General features: G+C 72.6%; 15 protein-coding genes. 7 read left to right on the top strand and 8 right to left on the bottom strand.

Going from position 1 to position 20382, the window contains the following annotated elements; translation table 11 throughout:
- Positions 1-19 precede the first annotated feature (19 nt).
- The 5 genes from AB0L34_RS08700 (at position 20) to ligA (ending at position 7509) form a co-directional block, all read left to right on the top strand.
- A complete protein-coding gene (locus AB0L34_RS08700; protein WP_357454327.1) occupies positions 20-1552 on the top strand; it encodes an FAD-dependent oxidoreductase in 1533 nt (510 codons plus the stop codon).
- Positions 1539-2954 (top strand): condensation domain-containing protein, encoded by a 1416-nt coding sequence (locus AB0L34_RS08695; protein WP_363703121.1) that lies wholly within the window; start codon positions 1539-1541, stop codon positions 2952-2954. The genes AB0L34_RS08700 and AB0L34_RS08695 overlap by 14 nt, the downstream gene beginning before the upstream one ends.
- Before the next feature lie 115 nt (positions 2955-3069).
- On the top strand, positions 3070-3783 hold the full coding sequence (locus AB0L34_RS08690; RefSeq protein ID WP_363703119.1) for a class I SAM-dependent methyltransferase: 714 nt from the start codon (positions 3070-3072) through the stop codon (positions 3781-3783).
- A 70-nt stretch (positions 3784-3853) separates the two neighbouring features.
- A complete protein-coding gene (locus AB0L34_RS08685; RefSeq protein WP_363703117.1) occupies positions 3854-5269 on the top strand; it encodes a nucleotide disphospho-sugar-binding domain-containing protein in 1416 nt (471 codons plus the stop codon).
- A 92-nt stretch (positions 5270-5361) separates the two neighbouring features.
- Complete coding sequence (gene ligA, locus AB0L34_RS08680) at positions 5362-7509, top strand: NAD-dependent DNA ligase LigA (protein WP_363703115.1); 2148 nt, start codon at positions 5362-5364, stop codon at positions 7507-7509.
- Between the two features lie 74 nt (positions 7510-7583).
- Here the strand turns inward: ligA and AB0L34_RS08675 are convergent, their stop codons facing one another.
- From AB0L34_RS08675 to AB0L34_RS08665, 3 genes are read right to left on the bottom strand one after another with little or no spacing between them, the layout of a single operon-like run.
- On the bottom strand, positions 7584-9122 hold the full coding sequence (locus AB0L34_RS08675) for a 4-hydroxyphenylacetate 3-hydroxylase N-terminal domain-containing protein (protein WP_363703113.1): 1539 nt from the start codon (positions 9120-9122) through the stop codon (positions 7584-7586).
- The gene (locus AB0L34_RS08670; RefSeq protein WP_357454345.1) at positions 9119-10114 is read right to left on the bottom strand and encodes an NAD-dependent epimerase/dehydratase family protein; all 996 of its coding nucleotides are present in this window, start codon (positions 10112-10114) and stop codon (positions 9119-9121) included. Before AB0L34_RS08670 ends, AB0L34_RS08675 begins: the two co-directional genes overlap by 4 nt.
- A complete protein-coding gene (locus tag AB0L34_RS08665; RefSeq protein ID WP_363703147.1) occupies positions 10111-11424 on the bottom strand; it encodes a nucleotide sugar dehydrogenase in 1314 nt (437 codons plus the stop codon). The genes AB0L34_RS08670 and AB0L34_RS08665 overlap by 4 nt, the downstream gene beginning before the upstream one ends.
- Positions 11425-12124: 700 nt before the next feature.
- Here AB0L34_RS08665 and AB0L34_RS08660 point away from each other — a divergent pair.
- Entirely contained in the window at positions 12125-13327 is a 1203-nt protein-coding gene (locus AB0L34_RS08660) for a class I SAM-dependent methyltransferase (protein WP_363703145.1), read from the top strand.
- Between the two features lie 220 nt (positions 13328-13547).
- Here AB0L34_RS08660 and AB0L34_RS08655 read toward each other — a convergent pair whose 3' ends face one another.
- From AB0L34_RS08655 to AB0L34_RS08635, 5 genes are read right to left on the bottom strand one after another with little or no spacing between them, the layout of a single operon-like run.
- Positions 13548-14870, bottom strand: a complete 1323-nt coding sequence (locus AB0L34_RS08655) for a cation:proton antiporter (RefSeq protein WP_363703111.1) — start codon at positions 14868-14870, stop codon at positions 13548-13550.
- Entirely contained in the window at positions 14867-16009 is a 1143-nt protein-coding gene (locus AB0L34_RS08650; RefSeq protein ID WP_363703109.1) for a carboxymuconolactone decarboxylase family protein, read from the bottom strand. Before AB0L34_RS08650 ends, AB0L34_RS08655 begins: the two co-directional genes overlap by 4 nt.
- Complete coding sequence (locus tag AB0L34_RS08645; protein ID WP_363703107.1) at positions 16006-17643, bottom strand: GMC family oxidoreductase; 1638 nt, start codon at positions 17641-17643, stop codon at positions 16006-16008. The genes AB0L34_RS08650 and AB0L34_RS08645 overlap by 4 nt, the downstream gene beginning before the upstream one ends.
- On the bottom strand, positions 17640-18209 hold the full coding sequence (locus AB0L34_RS08640) for a DUF5987 family protein (RefSeq protein ID WP_363703105.1): 570 nt from the start codon (positions 18207-18209) through the stop codon (positions 17640-17642). The genes AB0L34_RS08645 and AB0L34_RS08640 overlap by 4 nt, the downstream gene beginning before the upstream one ends.
- Positions 18206-19042 carry a TIGR03084 family metal-binding protein gene (locus AB0L34_RS08635; RefSeq protein ID WP_363703103.1) on the bottom strand — a complete coding sequence of 279 codons (837 nt, stop codon included), beginning with the start codon at positions 19040-19042 and terminating at the stop codon, positions 18206-18208. The genes AB0L34_RS08640 and AB0L34_RS08635 overlap by 4 nt, the downstream gene beginning before the upstream one ends.
- Positions 19043-19362: 320 nt before the next feature.
- On the opposite strand from AB0L34_RS08635, the gene AB0L34_RS08630 reads away from it, so the two are divergent.
- Positions 19363-20361: a DUF1702 family protein gene (locus tag AB0L34_RS08630; protein WP_363703101.1), complete on the top strand. Its 999-nt coding sequence runs from the start codon at positions 19363-19365 to the stop codon at positions 20359-20361.
- Positions 20362-20382: the final 21 nt, after the last annotated feature.

The raw sequence follows: 20382 nt of genomic DNA, 5'->3' as shown, positions 1-20382 counted from the left end.
GACTCCTGGAGGACATGACGTGAACAACGACGGTTTCGACTACGACCTGATCGTCGTCGGTGGCGGGCCGGGCGGCTCCACGGCTGCCACGCTGGTGGCGATGCAGGGGCACCGGGTCCTGCTGCTGGAGAAGGAGACGTTCCCCCGGTACCAGATCGGGGAGTCACTGCTGCCCGCCACGATCCATGGCATCTGCCGACTGACCGGCGTCACCGACGAACTCGCCCGCGCCGGGTTCCCGGTCAAGCGCGGCGGGACGTTCCGCTGGGGACGCAACCCCGAGCCGTGGACGTTCGCGTTCGCGATCTCGCCCAAGTTCGCCAGCGAGGGTGCCACCGCCTACCAGGTCGAACGCATGAAGTTCGATCAGATCCTGCTCGACAACGCCCGCCGCAAGGGGGTCACCGTCCGTGAGCGGTGCGCCGTGGTGGACGTCCTGGAGGACGGGGACCGGGTCTGCGGCGTCCGGTTCGACGACGAGGACGGCACCCGGCGGGAGGTCCGCAGCCGCTACGTGGTGGACGCCTCCGGCCACCGCAGCCGCATTCACCAGCGGATCGGCGGTGACCGGCACTACCCGGAGTTCTTCCGCAACCTCGCGCTCTTCGGGTACTTCGAGGGCGGCAAGCGGCTACCGGAGCCGAACAGCGGCAACATCCTCGCCGTCGCCTTCCCCAGCGGCTGGTTCTGGTACATCCCGCTGAGCGACACCCTCACCAGCGTCGGCGCCGTGCTGCGGCCGCAGGCCCTGGACCGGATCCGGGAGGGCGACCGGGAGGCGGTGCTGCGCCAGCTGATCGCCGAGTGCCCGATGATCGCCGACTACCTCGCCGACGCGACCCGGGTCGAGAGCGGCCCGTACGGCGAGGTCCGCGTCCGCAAGGACTACTCCTACATCCACGACACCTTCTCGCGGCCCGGGATGCTCCTGGTCGGCGACGCGGCCTGCTTCATCGACCCGGTCTTCTCCTCCGGGGTGCATCTGGCGACCTTCAGCGCGTTGCTCGCCGCCCGCTCCATCAACAGCTGCCTGGCCGGGGAGCTGGACGAGGAGAGCGTCTTCGAGGAGTTCGAGGCGCGCTACCGCCGCGAGTACAGCCTCTTCCACGACTTCCTGGTCGCCTTCTACGACATGCACCAGGACGAGGAATCGTACTTCTGGACGGCGAAGCAGATCACCGACGACAACGTCGCCGGCGCCGTCGAGGCATTCGTGCAGCTGGTCGGAGGCGCCGGGTCGCAGGAGCGGGCGTTGGTCGACGCCGAGTCGTACATCCAGCGCCGGGAACCGGCGTTCCGGCAGCTCGCCGAGGTCGTCCAGGGGCCGGTCTCCGAGGCGGGCGAGGACCGCAACCTGCTCGGCGCGTCGATGCTCAGGGAGGTCCTCAAGGAAGGGGTTCGCGTGCAGACCCAGGCAGCCCTGGGCGGCAACGTCGACGATCTGCACCCGCTCCGGCCGGGCGGCCTGATCCCGTCCGCCGACGGCATGCGGTGGCGCCGGCCGGCCGGCGACGAGGCGGCGGCCGGGGGCTCGGCCCATGCCGGCGGATGACCGCCGTCCGGCGGCGTCCCTGTGGACACTGCCGGACGGCGTCGCGCCCGCCGCGCCGGAACACGTCCCGGAGCCGGCACCCGGGCCGGACGAGCCGTTCGCGCTCTCCCGGCAGCAGGAGTTCCTCCGCATGGTCGACGGAGGCGACGACGCCGGCCCGTTCGGGCCGCGGTACACCATCGTCGGTGGCTGGCGGATCACCGGACCGCTCGACGTCGCGACACTCCGGGCAGCACTCGCGGACGTGGTCGAGCGGCACGAGTCCCTCCGCACGTCGATCGTCCGGGAGCCGGGCAACGTCCACCAGCGCGTGCGGCCCGCCCGGGCACCCCGCCTCGAGGTCGAGGTCCTCCCCACCGAGCCGGCGGCCCGCGACGAACGGGCGGAGCTTCTGCTCAACGACGTGGAGTCCCGCCCGGTACGGATGGACCAGTGCCCCACGCTGCACGCCCGGCTCGGTCGCTTCGACGACCGTGACGCGGTCCTCGTGCTCGCCGCCCACCACACGGGCGTCGACGGCTGGTCGATCCAGGTGGTGCTGCGGGACCTCGCGCTCTGCTACGCCGCGCGGCGCGCCGGACGGCGACCGGACCTTCCCCCGGTGCGTCAGTACCGCGAGTACGTGCAGTGGCAGCGGCGCGTCGCCGCCTCGCCGGCGTTCGCCGCCGCCCGCCGGTACTGGGGGCAGCGGCTGCGCGGGGCGGCGGTGACGCCGGTCCGGATGGACCGACCCCGTGGGGACCAGCGCCCGGACGTCACGTCGTGGTACCGATTCCTCTACGAGGACGATCTGCGCCGCCGGGTGCAGGCCTACGCCACCGTCCGGCGCTGCACCCCGTTCATGGTCATGGCCGCGGCCTACGTGCGGTACCTCGCCGACACCACGGGCCGCGCCGACGTGGTCATGCCGACCTTCACTCCCGGCCGGCGGCCGGCCTGGACGCTCGACATGGTCGGTTCCTTCTTCAACCTGTTGCCGCTGCGGGTACGGACCGACGGCTGCGTCGGCTTCGACGACCTGCTCGACCGGGTTCGGACGGCCTGCCTGGAGGCGTACCGGAACGAGATCCCCTTCGTGGACCTGCTGGGCGTGGCGCCGGAGCTGATGGGCGCCGCCGCCGGTGAGGAGCACGCGGCGTGCGTGTTCCAGCTGGTGCAGTCACCGTTCATGGCCGTCGGCGAGCGTGTCGGCGACCTCACCTACCAGGCGATGCGGCGCCGGTTGCGCTCGCAGCCGGTGGGCTCACAGATCCCGGACGGGGCGCTGTGGGCGGTGGAGTTCGACGTCGGAGGCGGCATCGTGGGCAGTGTCGGGTACTGCCGCGGCCAGTTCCGGGCGGGAACGGTGACCGAGCTGGTGGCGGGCTACCGGGACACCCTCGCCCGTGCGCTGCGGACCTAGGCCGGCGGCGGGCAGACCGGAAGATGCCCGCGCAGCCGGGCCGACACGGCGATCAGCACCGGTGCGACGCGACGCCCCGGCGTCGTCGTGCCGGGACGAGAAACCGGAGGTGATGATGCCTGTCGAGGCAGCACGATCCACGTTCTACGACCTTGTCCACGTCGACAGCGGCCGGGACCACGCGGTGGAGGCACAGGCTCTGCTGCGTATCGTCCGGGCCCGTCACCCGGACGCCTCGTCGGTGCTCGACGTGGCGTGCGGCGCGGGTGAGCATCTGCGACACCTGATTCCGCACGTCGCCGTCGCCGAGGGCGTCGCCGTCGACGCTCCGATGGCGGCCGCGGCCCGCCAGGCGCTGCCGGGCACCACCATCCACGAGGCGGAGCTGCCGCACCTCGACGTGGGCCGCACGTTCGACGTCGTCACATGCCTGCACGACGCCCTGGCGCGGTTCCCGTTGTCGGGCTACCGGACCGTCCTGCGGGCGCTGGCCCGGCACCTGGCGCCCGGCGGGCTGATGATCCTCGCTCCGATCTGGATGCCGGACCAGGCGACCCGGAGGACCGCCCGCGAGGCGCTGACGCGCGCCGAGGACGGCCGTCCGGTCACGCACATGGCGCGGGGGACACCCCGCGACGGCGCCCATCGCCTCGAGCGGCACTTCCTCGTCGCCGACGGGGACAGCGTCCGGCACGTCGAGGACACCCGGGTGCTGCGGGCGTTCGGCCGCCGTGAGCACCTCAGTGCGCTCGCGGCGGCCGGCTGCGGCGGCGACTTCCTCTCCGTCGGCCTGGCCGGGCGGAGGCTCCTCATCGGTGTGCGGCGCTGAGCGGCGGGATCGTCCCCGTTCCCGGCACCGCACCCCCACATCCTGATCCGAACGCCCGCGAGGGAGAGACATGCGCGTCCTGTTCGCCATCGACCCGTCGATCGCCCACCTGTACCCCATGGTGCCCACCGCGTGGGCACTGCAGAACGCCGGCCACGAGGTGCGCCTCGCGTCCTTCGGCGGCTTCGCCGACCGCATCGCCGCCACCGGCCTGACCCCCGTCCCGCTCGGTGACGCGTCCTGGGCCGCCCGAATCTCGGACGATCCGCTGGAGCCGCACGGCCCGGAGGAGGCCCAGCGGTACGCGGAGGCTCTCGGCCTCAACCCGGAGGAGCGCGAGTACTGGTACCTCTTCTACCAGTACCTTCTGACCCCGACCGGGGACTACCTGCGCCCCGACCGGCCCGAGCCCCACGCCCTCATCGAGTTCGCCCGGACGTGGCGTCCCGACCTGATCATCTGGGACCTGACCCAGGCCGCCGGCGCGGTCGCGGCCCGGGTGTGCGGCGCGGCCCACGCCCGGCTCGTGTTCGCGTACGACCCGTCGGGCTGGAGTCTCGACCGCCTGGCCGCCGGCCGGGACGCCCTCGTCGCCGCGGGCCTCGACGAGAACCCGCTCGCCACCCTGGTTCGCCCGCTCGCGGAGAACTACGGCGTGGAACTCGACGAGGAGTTGTTGGTCGGGCAGTGGACGATCGACACGGCGCCGCCCGGGCTCGGCCTGCCGACCCGCACCCGGAAGGTTCCGCTGCGGTACGTGCCCTACAACGGCGCGGAGCCGGTGCCGGACTGGTTGCGGGAGCCGCCGCGGCGACCCCGGATCTGTCTCACCCTCGGCGAGTCCTACCGGCGCTTCATCCGCGGGGACTGGAACCGGACGCCGATGCTGCTCGACGCCCTCGCCGACCTGGACGTCGAGGTCGTCGCCACGCTCAACGACGTCCAGCTCGACGGGTACACCCCGCCGGCGAACGTGCGGACGGTCGAGTACCTTCCGCTCAACCAGCTCCTGCCGACCTGCTCGGCCGTCATCCACCACGGCGGCCTCGGCACCTTCCAGGCCGCCGTGGCCAGCAGGGTGCCGCAGCTCGTCTGCGACACCCTGGAGTCCATCATGCTGCGGGTGGAGGAGGACGCGCCGGAGGCGGAGCCGGACGACGTCGGGGTCTACCGCTCCGGCGTCGAGTACGGCGTCCGGGAGGCGGAGGCGCGCGAGGAGCCCACGGTCCGTTGGGTGATGCCGGCGAAGAAGCTCGAAGCCACCCCGGTGGCGAACTATGTGGTCTCCCGGGGTGCCGGCGTGCGGCTGGACCACCAGACCCAGTCGGTGGCGGAGCTGCGGGAGGCGATCCTGGCCGTGCTCACCGAGCCGTCCTACCGGCAGGGCGCCGAGGCGATCTATGATGTCTGGCGCGCCATGCCGAGCCCCAACGATGTCGTGCCGGTCCTCGAGAGCCTCGCGTTGGACGCCCGAAATCGCCGATGACAGCTGACCGGGCAGTCGTCTCAGCCCGCCCGGACCCGAGGCCCGCCCTCGCGGGCGGGCTGACGGCCGAGTTGAGGAGGCACCCGCCCGCCATGACCGACACGCAGACCGATCCGTCGCCCGAGGCCCCGGCACCGGTCGTGGACGCCGAGTTCGCCGTGCCCTTCCCGGACCGGCCCGCGTACGCCGACGCCGTCGCCGCGGTTCGCGCCGCCGCCGTGGCATACCACAACGGCAGTGACCTGTTGATGGACGACGCGGCCTATGACGCGTTGCTGGCGCGGGTCGAGGCGACCGAGGCGACGCGGCCGGACTGGACGGCGGCGGACTCGCCGTCCGGGACGGTGGCCGCCGGCGTGGCGGCGCACGGCGACGTGGAGCACAGCGAACCGATGCTCGGCCTGGACAACGTCTTCGGCGAGGAGCAGCTGCGCCGGTGGGCCAACCGCCTGGAGAAACTGCTCGGTCACCCGGTGGCCGCCTTCGTGGTCGAACCGAAGATCGACGGTCTCGCGATCGCGGCCTGGTACGTCGACGGCCGGCTGGTCCGGGTCGCGACCCGCGGCGACGGACGGGCGGGGGAGGACGTGACCGGCCAGGCCCGGCGCGCGGTCGGGCTGCCGGGTCAGCTCGCCCGACCGGTCACGATCGAGGTCCGCGGCGAGGTCTTCATGACCGACGCGGACTTCGTGATCGCCAACGAGATGCGCACCGGGCACGGCGAGCCTCCCTTCGCCCACCCCCGCAGCGCCGCAGCCGGCACCCTGCGGGCCGAGGGACGGGCCTACGACGCGCCGCTGTCCTTCATCGCCTACGGGATGCGCGGCGCGGTGACCGAGCCGACCGGGGAGGCGTCGCATTCGACCGACATGACGGCGCTGGCCGACCTGGGCGTGCGGACCACCCTTGCCGCATCGGTGCCGCTGGCGGTCTGCCCCACCCTCGACGAGGTGCTTGCCGCCGTGGAGGCGCTGCGTGCCGCCCGCAGTACGATCGGGTTCGGTGTCGACGGCGCGGTCGTCAAGGTCGACGGCGCGCGGGACCGGGAGCTGGCCGGCTCGTCGAGCCGTGCCCCCCGCTGGGGCGTGGCGTACAAGTTCCCCGCGGACACCCGGACCACCAGGCTGCTGGGCATCGAGGTGCAGATCGGTCGTACCGGCGTGGTCACCCCCGTGGCGGTGCTCGAGCCCGTGCAGATCAGCGGTGTCACCGTCACGTCGGCGACCCTGCACAATTTCGACGATCTGACCCGGCGCAACGTGCGGGTGGGCGACGTCGTCTTCGTCCGCCGGGCGGGCGACGTCATCCCGGAGATCACCGGCGCCAAGCTCGACGAACGCGACCCGGCCTCGGCGCCGTACGAGCCGCCGGGAAGCTGTCCACGCTGCGGCGGGGAGCTCGACCGGACGCAGAAGCGCTGGCGGTGTGTACGTGGACGGGCCTGCGGCGCCCACGAGGCGTTGGCCTACTTCGCCACCCGGGACGCGATGGACATCGAGGGTCTCGGCGACAAGATCATCCAGATGGTGGTCGCCGCCGGTCTGGTCACCGATCCGGCCGACCTCTACGATCTCGAACCGGCCGCCCTGGTCACCCTCGACAGGATGGGGAGCGTCTCGGCGGCGAAACTCGTCGCGAGCATCCAGGCGTCCAGGCAACGCCCCCTGTCCCGCGTCCTGATCGGTCTCGGTGTGCGCATGACCGGCCGGGCCCTCTCCCGCCGGATAGCCCGGCACTTCGGCTCGATGCGGGCACTGCTCGACGCGAGCGTCGAGGACCTGCAGCGGGTGGAGGGCGTCGGCCCGGACCGGGCCGCCACGATCGCCGCCGACCTCGTCGAGCTCACCCCCGTGATCGACAAGCTCGTCGCGCGTGGCGTCAACATGGTCGAGCCGGGAGCGGCGGCCCCGGGCGAGGCGGGCCCCGCCGCCCCCGGGCCGGTCGCGGCGCCGCTACGCCGGCCCGACGGAGCCCCGATGCGGGTCGTCGTGACCGGTGCCGTGCCCGGGCTCAACCGCAACGAGGGCAACGAGGCGGTCGAGCGACTGGGCGGGACCGCCTCGTCGTCGGTCTCCGCCCGGACCGACCTGGTCGTGGTCGGGGAGGGCGCCGGCTCCAAGGCGGACAAGGCGGCAGCGCTGGGCGTACGGGTCATGCCGGCGGCCCGGTTCGCGGCCCTGATCGCGGCGCACGGCGCCGGGGACGCGGAGACGGTCGCCGAGATCATGGCGGGCAGCTGACCCGGGACGAACGGCGCGTGCCGCGCCCGCGGACGGGCGCGGCACGCGCGGTGTGGCGGTCGGGGACGTGCGGGTCAGGGCCGGTCGTGCATCGGCCACGGCCCGTCGTACGACGTCAGGTCCGGGACCCGCCAGCCGTCGAGGTCGTACTCGTCGAGGCACGCGTCGGCGAGCGCCTTGTACCGGTCCAGATCCCCGCCGGCCATGGCGCCGGCCAGCAACTCGATCCGGGTGTTCTCGTGGTTGCCGGCGTAGTTGCGCTCGTACAACTCGTGCCGGCCGCCGAACTCGGAGCCGACGGCGTCCCACAGCAGCTTCATCACCTTGACCCGGTCGACCGCCTCGACGCCCTGCGAACCGCGCAGGTACCGGTCGAGGTACGGTCGCAGCTCCGGGTTACGGAAGTCCTCCGTGCCGGAGTTGACGTAGATCAGGCCGCTGGCCACGTCCTGCAGGATGATCTCCCGGACCCGGGGGTAGCCCACCTGCATGAACCATCGGTACGCCATGCCGTACCGGGGGTTCGGTAGGACGGCGCCGTCGTGCCAGGGCACCGGCTCGCGTGCGGCCGCCTCGGCCAGCCCGCGGAACAGGTTGCGCCACGCCAGCACCTCACCCAGCCGGCTCTGCACGCCCCTGAAGTCCGCGGTGCCGGTCGTCTCGAGCGCCTTGGCCAGCAGGCCGGCCAGGAACTCCAGCTTCACCGAGAGCCGGACAGACCCGTGGAAGGTGAACCGCTCGGTGAAGCCCGACCGCCCCGCGAACGTCTGCACCTTGGCCAGGTCGCCGTAGACGAAGACGTTCTCCCACGGGATCAGGACCTGATCGAGGACGAGGATCGTGTCGTTCTCGTCCAGCCGGGACGACAACGGGTAGTCGAACGGGCTTCCCGTCACGTTCGCGGTGGCCGTGTAGGACGGGCGGCAGATCAGCTTGACCCCCGGCGCGTCGGTGGGCACGGCGGCCACCAGCGCGAATTCCCGCTTGGCCACGGGAAGGCCGTAGTGGGCGACGAAGATGTGGTCGGTCAGGGCCGAACCGGTGGCGACCACCTTGGCGCCGCTGACCACCACACCCGCGTCGGTCTCCCGCTCGACGTGCACGAACACGTCCGCCACCTCGTCCGGCCGACGCGATCGGTCCACCGGTGGGTGGACGATGGCGTGGCTCCAGTAGAGCACCTTCTCCTGCGACTGCCGGTACCACCGTCGCGCGTTGTCGGCGAAGGGCTCGTAGAAGGCGGCGTTGGCGCCCAGGGTGCCGAGGAACGACGCCTTGTAGTCGGGGCTGCGCCCCAGCCAGCCGTAACTCATCCGGGCCCAGGCGGCGATGGCGCCCGCGTCGGCGACCAGGTCCTCCGCGCTGCGTGGGGTCGTGAAGAACCGGTGCGTGTAGCCGTCGCTCCCCGGAGCGTCGCAGGCCGTGGTGAGCACCGGACGGTGCTCCTCGGCGTGCAGTGCGTCGTACAGCCGCGCCGTCATCCGGACCGGGTTGCGGAAGCCGGGATGGACCGTCACGTCACGGATCCGCTCACCGTGGAGGTAGACCGCCCGACCGTCGCGCAGCGACTCGACGTACTCGTCCCCGGTGAGCGGACGTGTCCTGGCGCTCACCGGCCGGCACCGCTGTCGGGCAGGGCCAGCCACCACGGGTTGGCGCGCGCCCACTCCACGGTCCGCGTCAGGCCCTCCCGCAGCCGCGTCTGCGCGCTCCAGCCGAGGAGCGTCCTCGCTCGGGTGGCGTCGGGGATGCGCCGTGGCAGGTCCTGGTACGCGGCGCCGAGTTGCTTCGCCGTGTCGGCGGCGACGGCGCTCTGCGCGGCTCCGCTCACGGCGCCCACGAGAGCGACGGCCTCGGCGATGGTGGTCTCCCGCATGCTGCCGATGTTGAACGCCTCGCCGATGCCCCGGTCGCATGCTCCGACGAGGATGGTGCCCTCGACGGCGTCGGCGACGTACGTGAAGCTGCGGGTCTGCCGTCCCTGGTCGTAGACGATCGGCGGCCGGCCGTTCAGTGCCCGGTGGACGCTGCGGCTGATCACGTAGGCGGGCCGCTGGCGGGGACCGTAGACGTTGAAGTAGCGGACCACGGACGCGGCGAGGCCGTGCTGCTGCACGAAGCCGAAGGTGAGGTGCTCGGCGAGCCCCTTGCTGGAGGAGTAGCACCACCGCTGGGCGGTGGTCGGGCCGAGGACCCGGTCGGCGTCCTCGCTCCAGGGCACGGCAGGATTCTTGCCGAAGACCTCGCTGGTGCTGGCGACGACGACCCGCGCCCCGACCTCCGTGGCCCGCTCCAGTACCCGCATCGTCCCGACGAAGTTGGTGTCGATCACCTCCAGCGGGTCGCTCAGGTAGGTGTCCACGCCGACCGCCGCGGCGAGGTGGTAGACCAGGTCCACCCCAGGGGCGATCGCCTCCGCCAGCCGGTCCGGGTCGCGGATGTCCCCTCGGACGTGCCGGGTGTGCCGGCGCAGCAGGTCGAGGTGCGGTGCCGGGTCGCCGCCGTCCAGGACGGTCACGTCCGCCCCGGCGGTGACGAGCCGCTCCGCGAGGTGACTGCCGATGAAGCCGTGTCCCCCCGTGACGACGACCCGGGGCGCGCTCATCGGCCCACCCCGCGGTAGGTGTAGCCCAGTCGTTCCAACATGGCGATCTCCTCCTTGGGCAGGTAGGCGCGACCGTCGAGGACGAGGCAGCCTTCGGCGACGGGCAGCTCGGCGAAGTCGAGGGACCTGAACTCCCGATGCATGGCCAGCAGGGCGACGCAGTGGGCGTCGCGCACCGCCTCCTCGACCGTCGCCGTGACGGGTAGCCCGAAGGTCTCGCGTGCGTGGACCGGGTCGACCAACGGATCGTGGATTCGCACCCGCACGCCCGCGGCCGACAGAGCGTCGACCACGCCGCGGGTCGGCGTGGCGCGCAGGTCCCCTGTGTCGTTCTTGAAGGCCAGCCCCAGGATCGCCACCGTCGCCGCCGACGGGGCCACCCCGCGGGCCGCGAGGTCGTCCAGGACCAGCCGGGCGGCGTAGCCGGGCATCTGCTGGTTGACCTCGCGACCCACCCGCGCGGTAGCGATGTCCAGCCCGTGCCGGCGGGCGGACCGCCACACCATCCAGGGATCCTTCGTCAGGCAGGAACCGCCGACGCCGACGCTCGGTCGCAGGATGTTCACGTGTCCGTTCCCCTTCGGGATGGAGTTGGCGGCGCTGATGACGTCCAGCACGTCCACCCCGAACAGGTCGCAGAACATGGCCAGCTCGTTGGCGAGGGCGATGTTGAGGTCGATCCACCAGTTGTCGGCGAGCTTGACGACCTCGGCCGCCTCCAGGGAGTCCTGGGTGAGGACCTTGGTCCCGAGCGCGTGGCCCAGGAAGTCCGCTGCGGCCCGGGTGCTGTCGGGGTCGAGGCCACCGACGACGACCGGCAGGGTCCGCAGCTCGGTCATCGCGGTCCCCTCGGCCAGGCGTTCGGGCGCGAAGGCCAGGGCGAAGTCTGCCCCGGCCCGCAGGCCGCTCGCCTCCAGCAGGGGACGGACGAGGTCCCGGGTCGTTCCCGGAGGGACGGTGCTCTTGAGAATCACCAGTTGTCCCGCGCGCAGGTGCTGGGCCAGTGCCGTGCAGGCGGCGCGTAGGTGGTCGTCGGCCAGCGACCCGTCGGACCGTACCGGCGTGGCGACCGTGAGGAGGACGACGTCGGCCTCCGTCGACGCGCGGTGGTCGGTCGTCGACCGGAGACGGCCGCTGCCGACCCCGGCCTGGATGCGGTCGGCGAGCCCTGGCTCCCGCAGCGGCGTGGTGCCGCTGTTCAGCCGGTCCACGAGGTCGGCGTCGGTGTCGATTCCGATGACGTGGAGACCGCGGTCGGCGAGCGTCGCGGCGACGCACGACCCGACGTAGCCCATGCCGACGACGGCCACCGTGGTTCGCGTACCCACGTCAGGTCCTCTCGGCCCGGGGCGCGGAGGCCCCTGCCGTCGGGCGGTTCGGCGGGCCCGGCACGCCGCCCGGTGATGTGGCCCTGGCCATACGCGTCTCCTCATCCTCGGTACACAAGACCAACTCCCGGGCCGACGCTGTTGCCGCAGCGTCGGACCGGGAGAAACGCCGGGGGAATCGGCAGCCATTGGCCGCAGTCTCTGCAGACGGTGAACTGGGGATACGCTGCGTCCCGCCCGATGCCAACCGATCCTCGTTCCCGGGCCGAGCCGCCGGCATCTTCCCCGTTGCGGTGCCGACCGGTCGGCGACCACGGGCGGCCCAGGACCGGGTCCGTCGCCGCCGGCCACCGTCGCGCGGCCCCGGACCGGGCGTACCGCCGCACATCCCCAGGTCGAGCACCCTGAGAAATGCCGGGAGGTCCGCGGTGCCGCGACGATGGCGGTGCGACGGCGGAAGGGCCGCCTCCCGCACCATCGTCGGCACCTGCTCAGGGCCGCTGCCGACGCCGCGACGCCACCGCCTCTCGGACCGGCGTCGACGTGTGCCGTTGCCGTATCTGGTCATCCGCCGGTTCGGCGGGGCGGCGGCAGGCGCGGGCGACCGACGGTGTGCGACACCGTGAAGGAGCATGACGACGTGAATGGCCGCGAGCTGGTGTCAGCCGCCCCGGCATGCCGACTGTGTGCGGGGCCCGTGCGGGAGTGGGTGGATCTCGGAAGGCAGCCGGTCTCCAACGCCTTCCTCATGCCCGAGGAAGTCGACTCCGAGACCTTCTTCCGGCTGGCGGTGGGCATCTGCGCCGACTGCACGATGGTGCAGCAGCTGGAGCCGATGCCGACGGACAACATGTTCCGGCCGGACTACCCCTACCGGTCGTCCACCTCCGCCGGCCTGTGCAGCCACTTCGAGGAGGTGGCCCACCTGCTGCGGGACACCGAGCTGACCGGCGTCGACGACCTGGTCGTCGAGATCGGCAGCAACGACGGCATCATGCTCCGCAGGCTCAGCGCCGCGGGCGTACGGCATCTCGGGGTCGACCCGTCCGCCGGCGCCGCCGCGGCCGCGGCGGCCAGCGGGGTCAGGGTCAGGGTCGACTTCTTCGACGAGCGCTCCGCCGCTGAGATCCTCGCCACCGATGGTCCCGCGAAGGTCATCTTCTCGGCGAACACGGTCAGCCACGTCGCCGACATCGACACGGTCTTCCGCGGGGTCGACCGGTTGCTCACGGCCGACGGGATCTTCGTTTTCGAGGACCGGTACGTCAGCGACATCGTCGAGTACGCGTACTTCGACCAGATCTACGACGAGCACTTCTACCTGTTCGCCGTACGGTCGGTGGACGCGATGGTGGCCCGGCTCGGCTTCGAGCTGGTCGACGTGGAGCGCATCCCGATCCACGGCGGGTCGGTGCGCTACACCGTCGCCCGCCCCGGCTCCCGCGAGCGCCGGCCGAGTGTGGCGCGCATGGTCGACGAGGAGGCCCGCTACGGCATCGGAGAGCACGAGACGTACCTCCGCTTCGGCCGACAGATCGAGCGCATCCGTACGGATCTGGTCGCACTCCTGACCGACCTGCGTGACGCGGGCCGGCGGGTGGTCGGCTACGGCGCCACGTCCAAGAGCGCGACCGTCACCAACTACTGCGGAATCGGACCCGACCTGGTGCCGTTCATCTGTGACACCACACCGGAGAAGCAGGGCCGTCTGTCGCCGGGCGCACACATTCCGGTACGTCCCTACGCGGCGTTCTCGGACCCCTATCCCGACTACGCACTGCTGCTCGCCTGGAACCACGCGGAGGAGATCATGGCCAAGGAGCGCCAGTTCGTCGAGCAGGGCGGCCGGTGGATCCTCTACGCCCCCCACGTCCGCATCGTCTGAGCCAGGTTGCCATACCCGAGCCGGTCCCACCGCCCCGCCTCGGCGCCGATTCCGGGGACACCACGGACGGAGAGCCGCGTCGGAGGGGAACCAGCCACGCCGTGCGGCGGCCCGGATTCCGGACCGCCGCGCCCGGGCGTGGAGGTCGTCGGCCTCGTCGGTCGCGGCCGGCAGACGGCGACGGCCGCGGACCGTGGTCCGCGGCCGTGACCGGACGTGGCTATCGAGACGCCTGCGACGCCGGCGCGGGCTCCCTGCCCTCGATACGCAGCAGCCGGCGCCGCTCCTCCGGTTCGACCCGCACCCGGCGGAGCGTCATCCGCAGCATCGGCGGCGCCATCACCGAGGTCACGATCGCGACGAGGATGACGATGGTGTACATGTCCACGTCGAAGACGCCCAGCCGCAGACCCACCATCGCCACGATCACCTCCACCACGCCGCGGGCGTTCATGCCCGCCCCGACGGCCAGTCCCTCCCAGCTCGTCAGCCCACTGAGCCGGGCACCCAGGTAGGCGCCCGCGAACTTGCCGGCAATGGCCACGGTGACCACCGCCGCCGCCGTCAGCGCGAGGCCGGGGTCGCGCAGTGCCGTCAGGTCCATTCGTAGACCGGCGCTGGCGAGGAAGATCGGCGCGAGCACGGTGAGCACGACCGTCCGTAGCGGCGCGAGCTTCGCCGGATCCGGGACGCGGATGAGCAGGCCCGCGACGAACGCCCCGAGCGCGGCCTCCATGCCCAGCCCGTGGGTCAGCCCCGCACCGATCAGCACGACGACCACGGTGGCGGCGACCGTGGGTCCCGCCTCGTCCGACCGGGCCACGCGCCGCATCACCGCTCGCACCAGGACCCGGCCGACGGTCGACACGAAGATGACGAAGCCGACCAGTGCCGCGACCGACACGGCCACCGAGCCGGCGCTCACGCCGACCGTGGCGGCCGCGACCAGAAGTGAGAGCAGGAACCAGCACACCGCGTCGTCGACGGTGCCCGCCATGAGGATGAGCTGGCCCACGGTGCGGTGCAGAAGGCCCATGTCGGTCAGGGTCTTGGCGATGACAGGCAGCGCGGTCACTCCCATCGCCACGGCGAGGAAGAGCGCGAACAGCACCCGGTCGGCCGTCCCGTCACCCGCCGGCGCGGTCATCAGCAGCCCGAGGCCGGCCCCACCGAGCAGCGGCAGCAGCAGTCCGCACAGGCTCACCACGACCGCGGTACGCCGCTTGCTGCGCAGCATACCCAGGTCGAGGTGGGTGCCGGTGATGCCGACGAGGAGCAGCACGCCGAACTGCCCGACCGCGTCGATCAGGTGCATGTCACCGGCTTCGGTGGGCAACAGGAGCCGGGCCGCCTGCGGGAACAGGTGCCCGAGCAGGGAGGGGCCGAGAAGCACCCCGGCGAGCAGCTCGCCGACGATGGCGGGCATGCCGACCCGGGCGGCCAGCCGTCCGAGGACCCGGGCCGTCAGTAGCAGGACGGTGACGGCGATCAGGAAGACGAGCAGGGTCTCCGGTGCCAGCGGCGGGATGACCTCCAACGTCATCCCCTCCGCTCTCTGGGCGGCACCGCGCCCGGGGCGCCCTGCCAGGCGGCCTGTAGCTGCCGCCCGGCGGCCCGGGCCGCCGTCAGGCTGGCCCAGGAGACCAGCTCCAGCAGGCGGCGGTCGTCGCAGCCGCCCAGCCGGTTGCCCGCCACCATGGCGTCGGTGACCCGGTAGGAGAAGAAGGCGGCGGTCAGGGCCAGGCGCCCACCCGCCCGGTCCGACTTCGGCAGGGTCTCGAGCGACGCCTCCAACCCGGCCCGGTCCGTGACCGCGCGCAGGCCCGCCGGGCCGGCCAGGAGGTCCAGCAGAAGCCCCCGAACGGATGCGGGCACGACACGTTCCGCGGCATCGTCGACGGCGGCACTGGCCCGGGCGAAGGCGGTGGTCAGGCTGGCGTTCGGGCGGGCCCAACCGAGATCGGGCGGCAGCGGCGCCGGTGGAAGCAGGTCGAGGTCCGCTCCGGGGGCGACACCCCGGCGAGCGAGCCGGGCCATCGTCACGGCGGCGAGCCAGCGCGCGACCCGGGCCGCGCGCGGAGTCATCGCGACGGGCAGCGGGGACGGGGCCAGGAAGACGTTCACCATGCGATTGAGGTAGTGGAACAGCACCGCGACACCGATGAGTTCCGGGATCTCGGCGGGATCCACCCGTGGCGGGAGCACCGCCCCGGCGGGGGTGCCGTCGTGGCGGAACCACTCGACGATCGCCCGCAGCCGTGGCTCGGCGACCTCGGTGAGCCGGTCGTCGACCAGGGCGCGGGCGTCCGGCCCGCGCAGCAGCCCCCGCAGGGCGCTGCCGTGAACGTCCACGCAGTACGGGCAACGGTTGGCCAGGGACACCGCCGCGGCCACCGCCTCCTTCGTGTCACGCCGGACCAGACCGTCGACCAGCAGTGCCTCCCGCAGCATCAGCCAACAGGCGGCGAGCACGGGGGGAGAGGCGGCGTGCAGGGTCACCGGCGGCGCGAGCAGGCCGAACTCCCGTTCGAGCCGCCGGTAGACGTGCCGGACCGCGGCGGGCGCACCCCGCGCCGGCACGGGGCTCAGGTGCTCGATGTGGCTCTGGGTGATCCCACGGGTCAGCCGGGCGAGCAGGGCGCCCATGGGCACCCCGCCGCCCTGAGTCGGGCTGCCGTTCACCTGAACCGTCGCAGGCTCGGGTCCCCTGCCCGGGTGCCGTCCGGCGACGGCGCGCCGTACGTTACCGCGATGCCGCGCTGCTGCGCGGCACGCACCAGACCCGGCACCGCGCGTTCGGCCAGGGCCGCGATCGTCAGCGCCGGATTGACGGTCAGCGCCGCCGGCACCGCCGACCCGTCGGTGACGAAGATGCCGGGATGGTCGCGGAGCTCGTGCCGGTCGTCGAGGGCCGACGTCGCCGGGTCGTCACCGATGCGGCAGGACGACAACGGGTGCACGGTGTACGCGCCGACCTGGTCGTTCGTCCACGGGCGCACCCGGGCCAGACCGTCGCGTTCCAGGATGTCCCGGACGTCGGCGTCGGACTCGGCCCAGCCCCGGAGCGTGTTCTCCGTCGGGTCGTAGCGCAGCGAACCACGGCCGAGCATCTGCTGCGCGATCCGCTCCGCGTTGCCGCGCGCCGGGGGCGCCCCGAAGACGCCCTCGTTGTCGTCCTCCGTCATGGCGAACACCGTCAGCCAGGAGCGCCACTGGCGCAGCATCTCCTTCTTCTCCCGGCCGAACCAGGTCGGCCCGGCGGCGCCGGGCGCCTGGGCGAGGATGGTGCCCAGGCCCGGTGGGAAGTACAGCTGCTCCAGCGAGTAGCGGCTGTACTCGGGCAGCGACCCGTCGAGCTTGTCCCAGGTGGCCACGCACGGGCCCTTCCCGATCTGGTGCGCCTCGTACGCCGTGCCGTCACCGCGGTCCAGACCGAGGAGCTCGCGGGCCCGTTCGTCGTTCACGACGGCGGTGTTCAGGCGTTCCCCGTTGCCGGAGAAGTAGCGGCCGACCGCCGGTGGCATCGTGCCGAGTTCCGACTCGGAGCGCTGGAGGATGACCGGGGTGGCGCCGGCTCCGGCCGCGAGCACCACCATCTTCGCCTCGATCACCCCGCCGCCGCGGGTGACGCGGTAGTCCTCGTCGTCGATGACGTCGTAGTGGACCCGGTAGCCGCCCTCCGGGGTCCGGGACAGCCGCTGCACCTCGTGCAGCGGCCGGATCTGCGCGCCGTGCGCGAGCGCGGCGGGCAGGTAGTTCAGCAGCAGGGAGCGCTTGGCGTCGAAGCGGCAGCCGGCCATCATCCAGTTGCAGTTGGTGCACCTGGGCTTGTCGATCGCCGACGGGACCGGGTTCGCGGTCCGACCGGCGTGGGCGCAGGCGGCGGCGAACAGGCCGCCGGCGAACGGCACGTCGTTCCAGGACTGCTCGGTGACGGGCAGCGCCTCGCTGACGATGTCGTACCACGGGTCCAGGGTGTCGCGGTTGATCGAGGCCGGCCACATCCGCCGCCCGAGGCCGCCGGTGCGTTCGAAGACGAAGCGGGGCGCCCGCGGCATGGTGGCGAAGTAGACGACGCTGCCGCCGCCGACGCAGTTGCCCGCGAGAACGCTCATGCCGTCGCCGACCGTGAAGTCGAAGATCCGGGTGTAGGACGAGCCGAGGAGGAAGTCGTGGTCGAACTCGCTGCTGTCGAGCCATGGACCTCGCTCCAGCACCACGACCCGGGCGCCACCGGCCGCGAGGTGGTACGCCGGGATCGCGCCGCCGAAGCCGCTGCCCACGACGATGACGTCGGTCTGCTCGATGCTGGTCATGCGGGGCTTCCCGTCGCCGTGGTCTGCGGGTGGATGTCGGCGAGCTGCCGCTGGTAGGAGAAGTGCGGGAACCGCCAGAGGCCGTCCTCGTCCGGTTTGCTGAAGCCGAGGACGGACAAGCCGGGGTGCCCCTGGTCGAGGGCCTCCGCGGTGGACAGGTGCGGCGCGCTGTCGAACGCCATCGTGCAGAAGAGGGCAGCGCCGAACCACACCTCGCGTTCGGGGTGGGACGGGTCGGTGAGGTCCTGCACGAGGGCCGTGCGGTCGTCGAATTCGAGGGCGACGAACGCGGGCACCGCCGGGTCCAGGGTGAGTTGTCGGGCCCGAGCGTGGGCCTGCGCGTGCATGTTGAGCAGCCCGGCCATGCCGTCGAGCGCCTCGGCCAGCCCGAGGGCGGGGTGTGCGAGCAGGTCGAGGGCGCCGGCTTCCACGGCGCCGGCGTCGTCCACGACGCCCGCGATGGCCCGATCGCCGGGGAAGCGTTTCGTCCCGGGGATGATCGTGTCGGCGAACGCTTCGAGCGTCGCCGTCCGTACCGGGTCGGGCGTCGGCTGCCCGGCCGTCACGGTTGCCCGTCCAGGGTGTGCGACGGGCCGCCCGCGGTGGCCGCGGGCGGGTCGAACTGACCCGGCCGGCGTCCCGGACCAGCCGGGCCGCGGTAGGCCTGCGCGATGTCCAGCCAGCGGTCGGCGTCGGCGCCGACGGCGGTCAGCGCGAGGTCGTCCCGGTGCCGTCGGCGGGTGGCGAGAAGGCAGAGGTCGACGGCGGGGCCGGTGATCAGTTCGGCGTCCTCCGGTCCGTACACCCACAGCGCGCCCGAAGGGGCGGTCAGCTCGTACCGGAAACCCCGCTGGGGCGGGGTCAGGTTGCGGCTCAGGTAGCCGAAGTCCCACGTCTGCACGGCGAAGGCGACGACGTGCCGGATCCGGTCGGTGTGGTCGCGCCGTGTCCCCAGGGTGTCGGCGATGTCCTGACCGTGGCCGAACAGCTCCATCATCCCGGCGGCGGCGAGCACCGGCGCCGGCAACGGGCGGACGAGCCAGGGCACCGTCTGCCCCGCCGGTACGGCGGCGAGCGCCTCGACCGCGTCGGTCCACTCCTCGCGCCACCGTCCGCGCAGCGCCGCCGAGCCGGTGTCGAGGTACCGGGACAGCGCGGCGGTCACGTTGGCGTCGAAGTCGTCGCCGAGTTGCGCCGTCAGCGCCTGGAACGCCGGGGCGTCGGATGCCGCGACGGCGGCCATCCGGAAGACCGCGCACAGGTGGGCGACCTGGTGCCGCACCTGCCAGCCGTGCGCCGGTGTCGAACGGGTCCAGTCCTCAGGACCCAGGTCGGCCAGGATCTGATCGAGCTCCGCGCAGTCGTCCGCCAGATCAGCGAATACGTTCGCCTTGTCCATTCCGAATTCCTCTACGAGCTTGAGGTGGCCCCTTTTCCGCCGGCCATGGCGTCATTCGGACGACACGGGGACGGGCGCGAGTGGGGGAGGTCGCGAATTTCAGCGTGCCGAGGAGCGCGGGCCGAGTCCTCTTCCGCTGTGCGCTCCTCCCGGTGGCGCGGTTCCCGGATCCACGAGCGCCGACGCCATCGGCGCGTCGCCTGGTCGCGTGGGTCGACTACGCACAGCGGGAGAAGAATCGCGCGTCCCGTTGGCTGACGATGGAACGGCCGTCCAGCGGTGACGGTCGCTCTGCAAATCACGGCAGGAAAGTGGGAACGATGCCCACCATCGTCGGTTCGCTACGTCGGTACGTGTTGGCCCCGTCATTGCGGGAGGTCGGCTTCGCCGCCCGTGGGTTCCCGGGCATCTTGTCGGAGGCGACGCGCCAACTCGAGGCGATTCCCCAGGCGGTGGTGTGCGGCTTCGAATGGGGTATGGAGTCCCGCGACCTGTGGGAGGTGGAGCGCCGCCTCGCGCTGGTCGACCCGTACCAGCGCGGATTCGCCTACGAAGGCGCGACCATGGCGTTCACCATCCGGGATGCGATGGCGATGAACCGCACCCGTCGGGCGCGGGATCTGCTCGCCGGGCCAGGTCGTCCCCACACCTTCCTCAACTACATCGGCATCGGCTTCGCGATGGCGCGGTTGCCCCGGCCGCTCTGGCGCGGGGTGGTGCCGGACCTGGCCGGAACGCCGTACTACCCGACGATGAGCTGGCTCGCGGTCGACGGATACGGCTTCGACCGCGCCTACTTCGACACCGACCGATGGGTGGGGAGGCTCGAGCGGCCCGCCCCGTACCCGTGGGAGGGCGCGCCCGACTACTTCCTGCGCGCCGTGGACCAGGGGATCGGCCGCGCGCTCTGGTTCATCCACGGCGGCCAGGTCGACGGCGTCGCCGCCGCGGTGGGACGGTTCGCCGCCGGCCGGCGGGCCGATCTGTGGAGCGGCGTCGGACTGGCGGCCACCTTCGCCGGCGGCTGCGACCGCGCCGCGCTGGGAACGTTGCGCCGGCACGCGGGCGCGTACCGGCCGCACCTGGCACAGGGAGCGGTTTTCGCAGCCCGCGCCCGGACGTTCTCGGCCGCGGTGCCGCCGCACACCGAGGACACCGTCGCCGTGCTGACCGGGCTCTCCGTCGCCGCCGCGTCGGCGCTCGCCGACGACGTCGCCGGCAACGGATTCCCGTCCCGCGGGGAGCCGGCGTACGAGGTGTGGCGTCAGCGGGTGCGAGCCCACTTCGACACGGAGCCGTCGGGCCCGACGGCGCACTGACTGTGACGCGGCGGGGATCCC

This window comes from Micromonospora sp. NPDC052213 (genome assembly GCF_040679695.1).
Taxonomy (GTDB): Bacteria; Actinomycetota; Actinomycetes; order Mycobacteriales; family Micromonosporaceae; genus Micromonospora.
The sequence above is the reverse complement of the archived record's forward strand: the minus strand, read 5'-3'. Positions and strand labels throughout refer to the sequence as shown.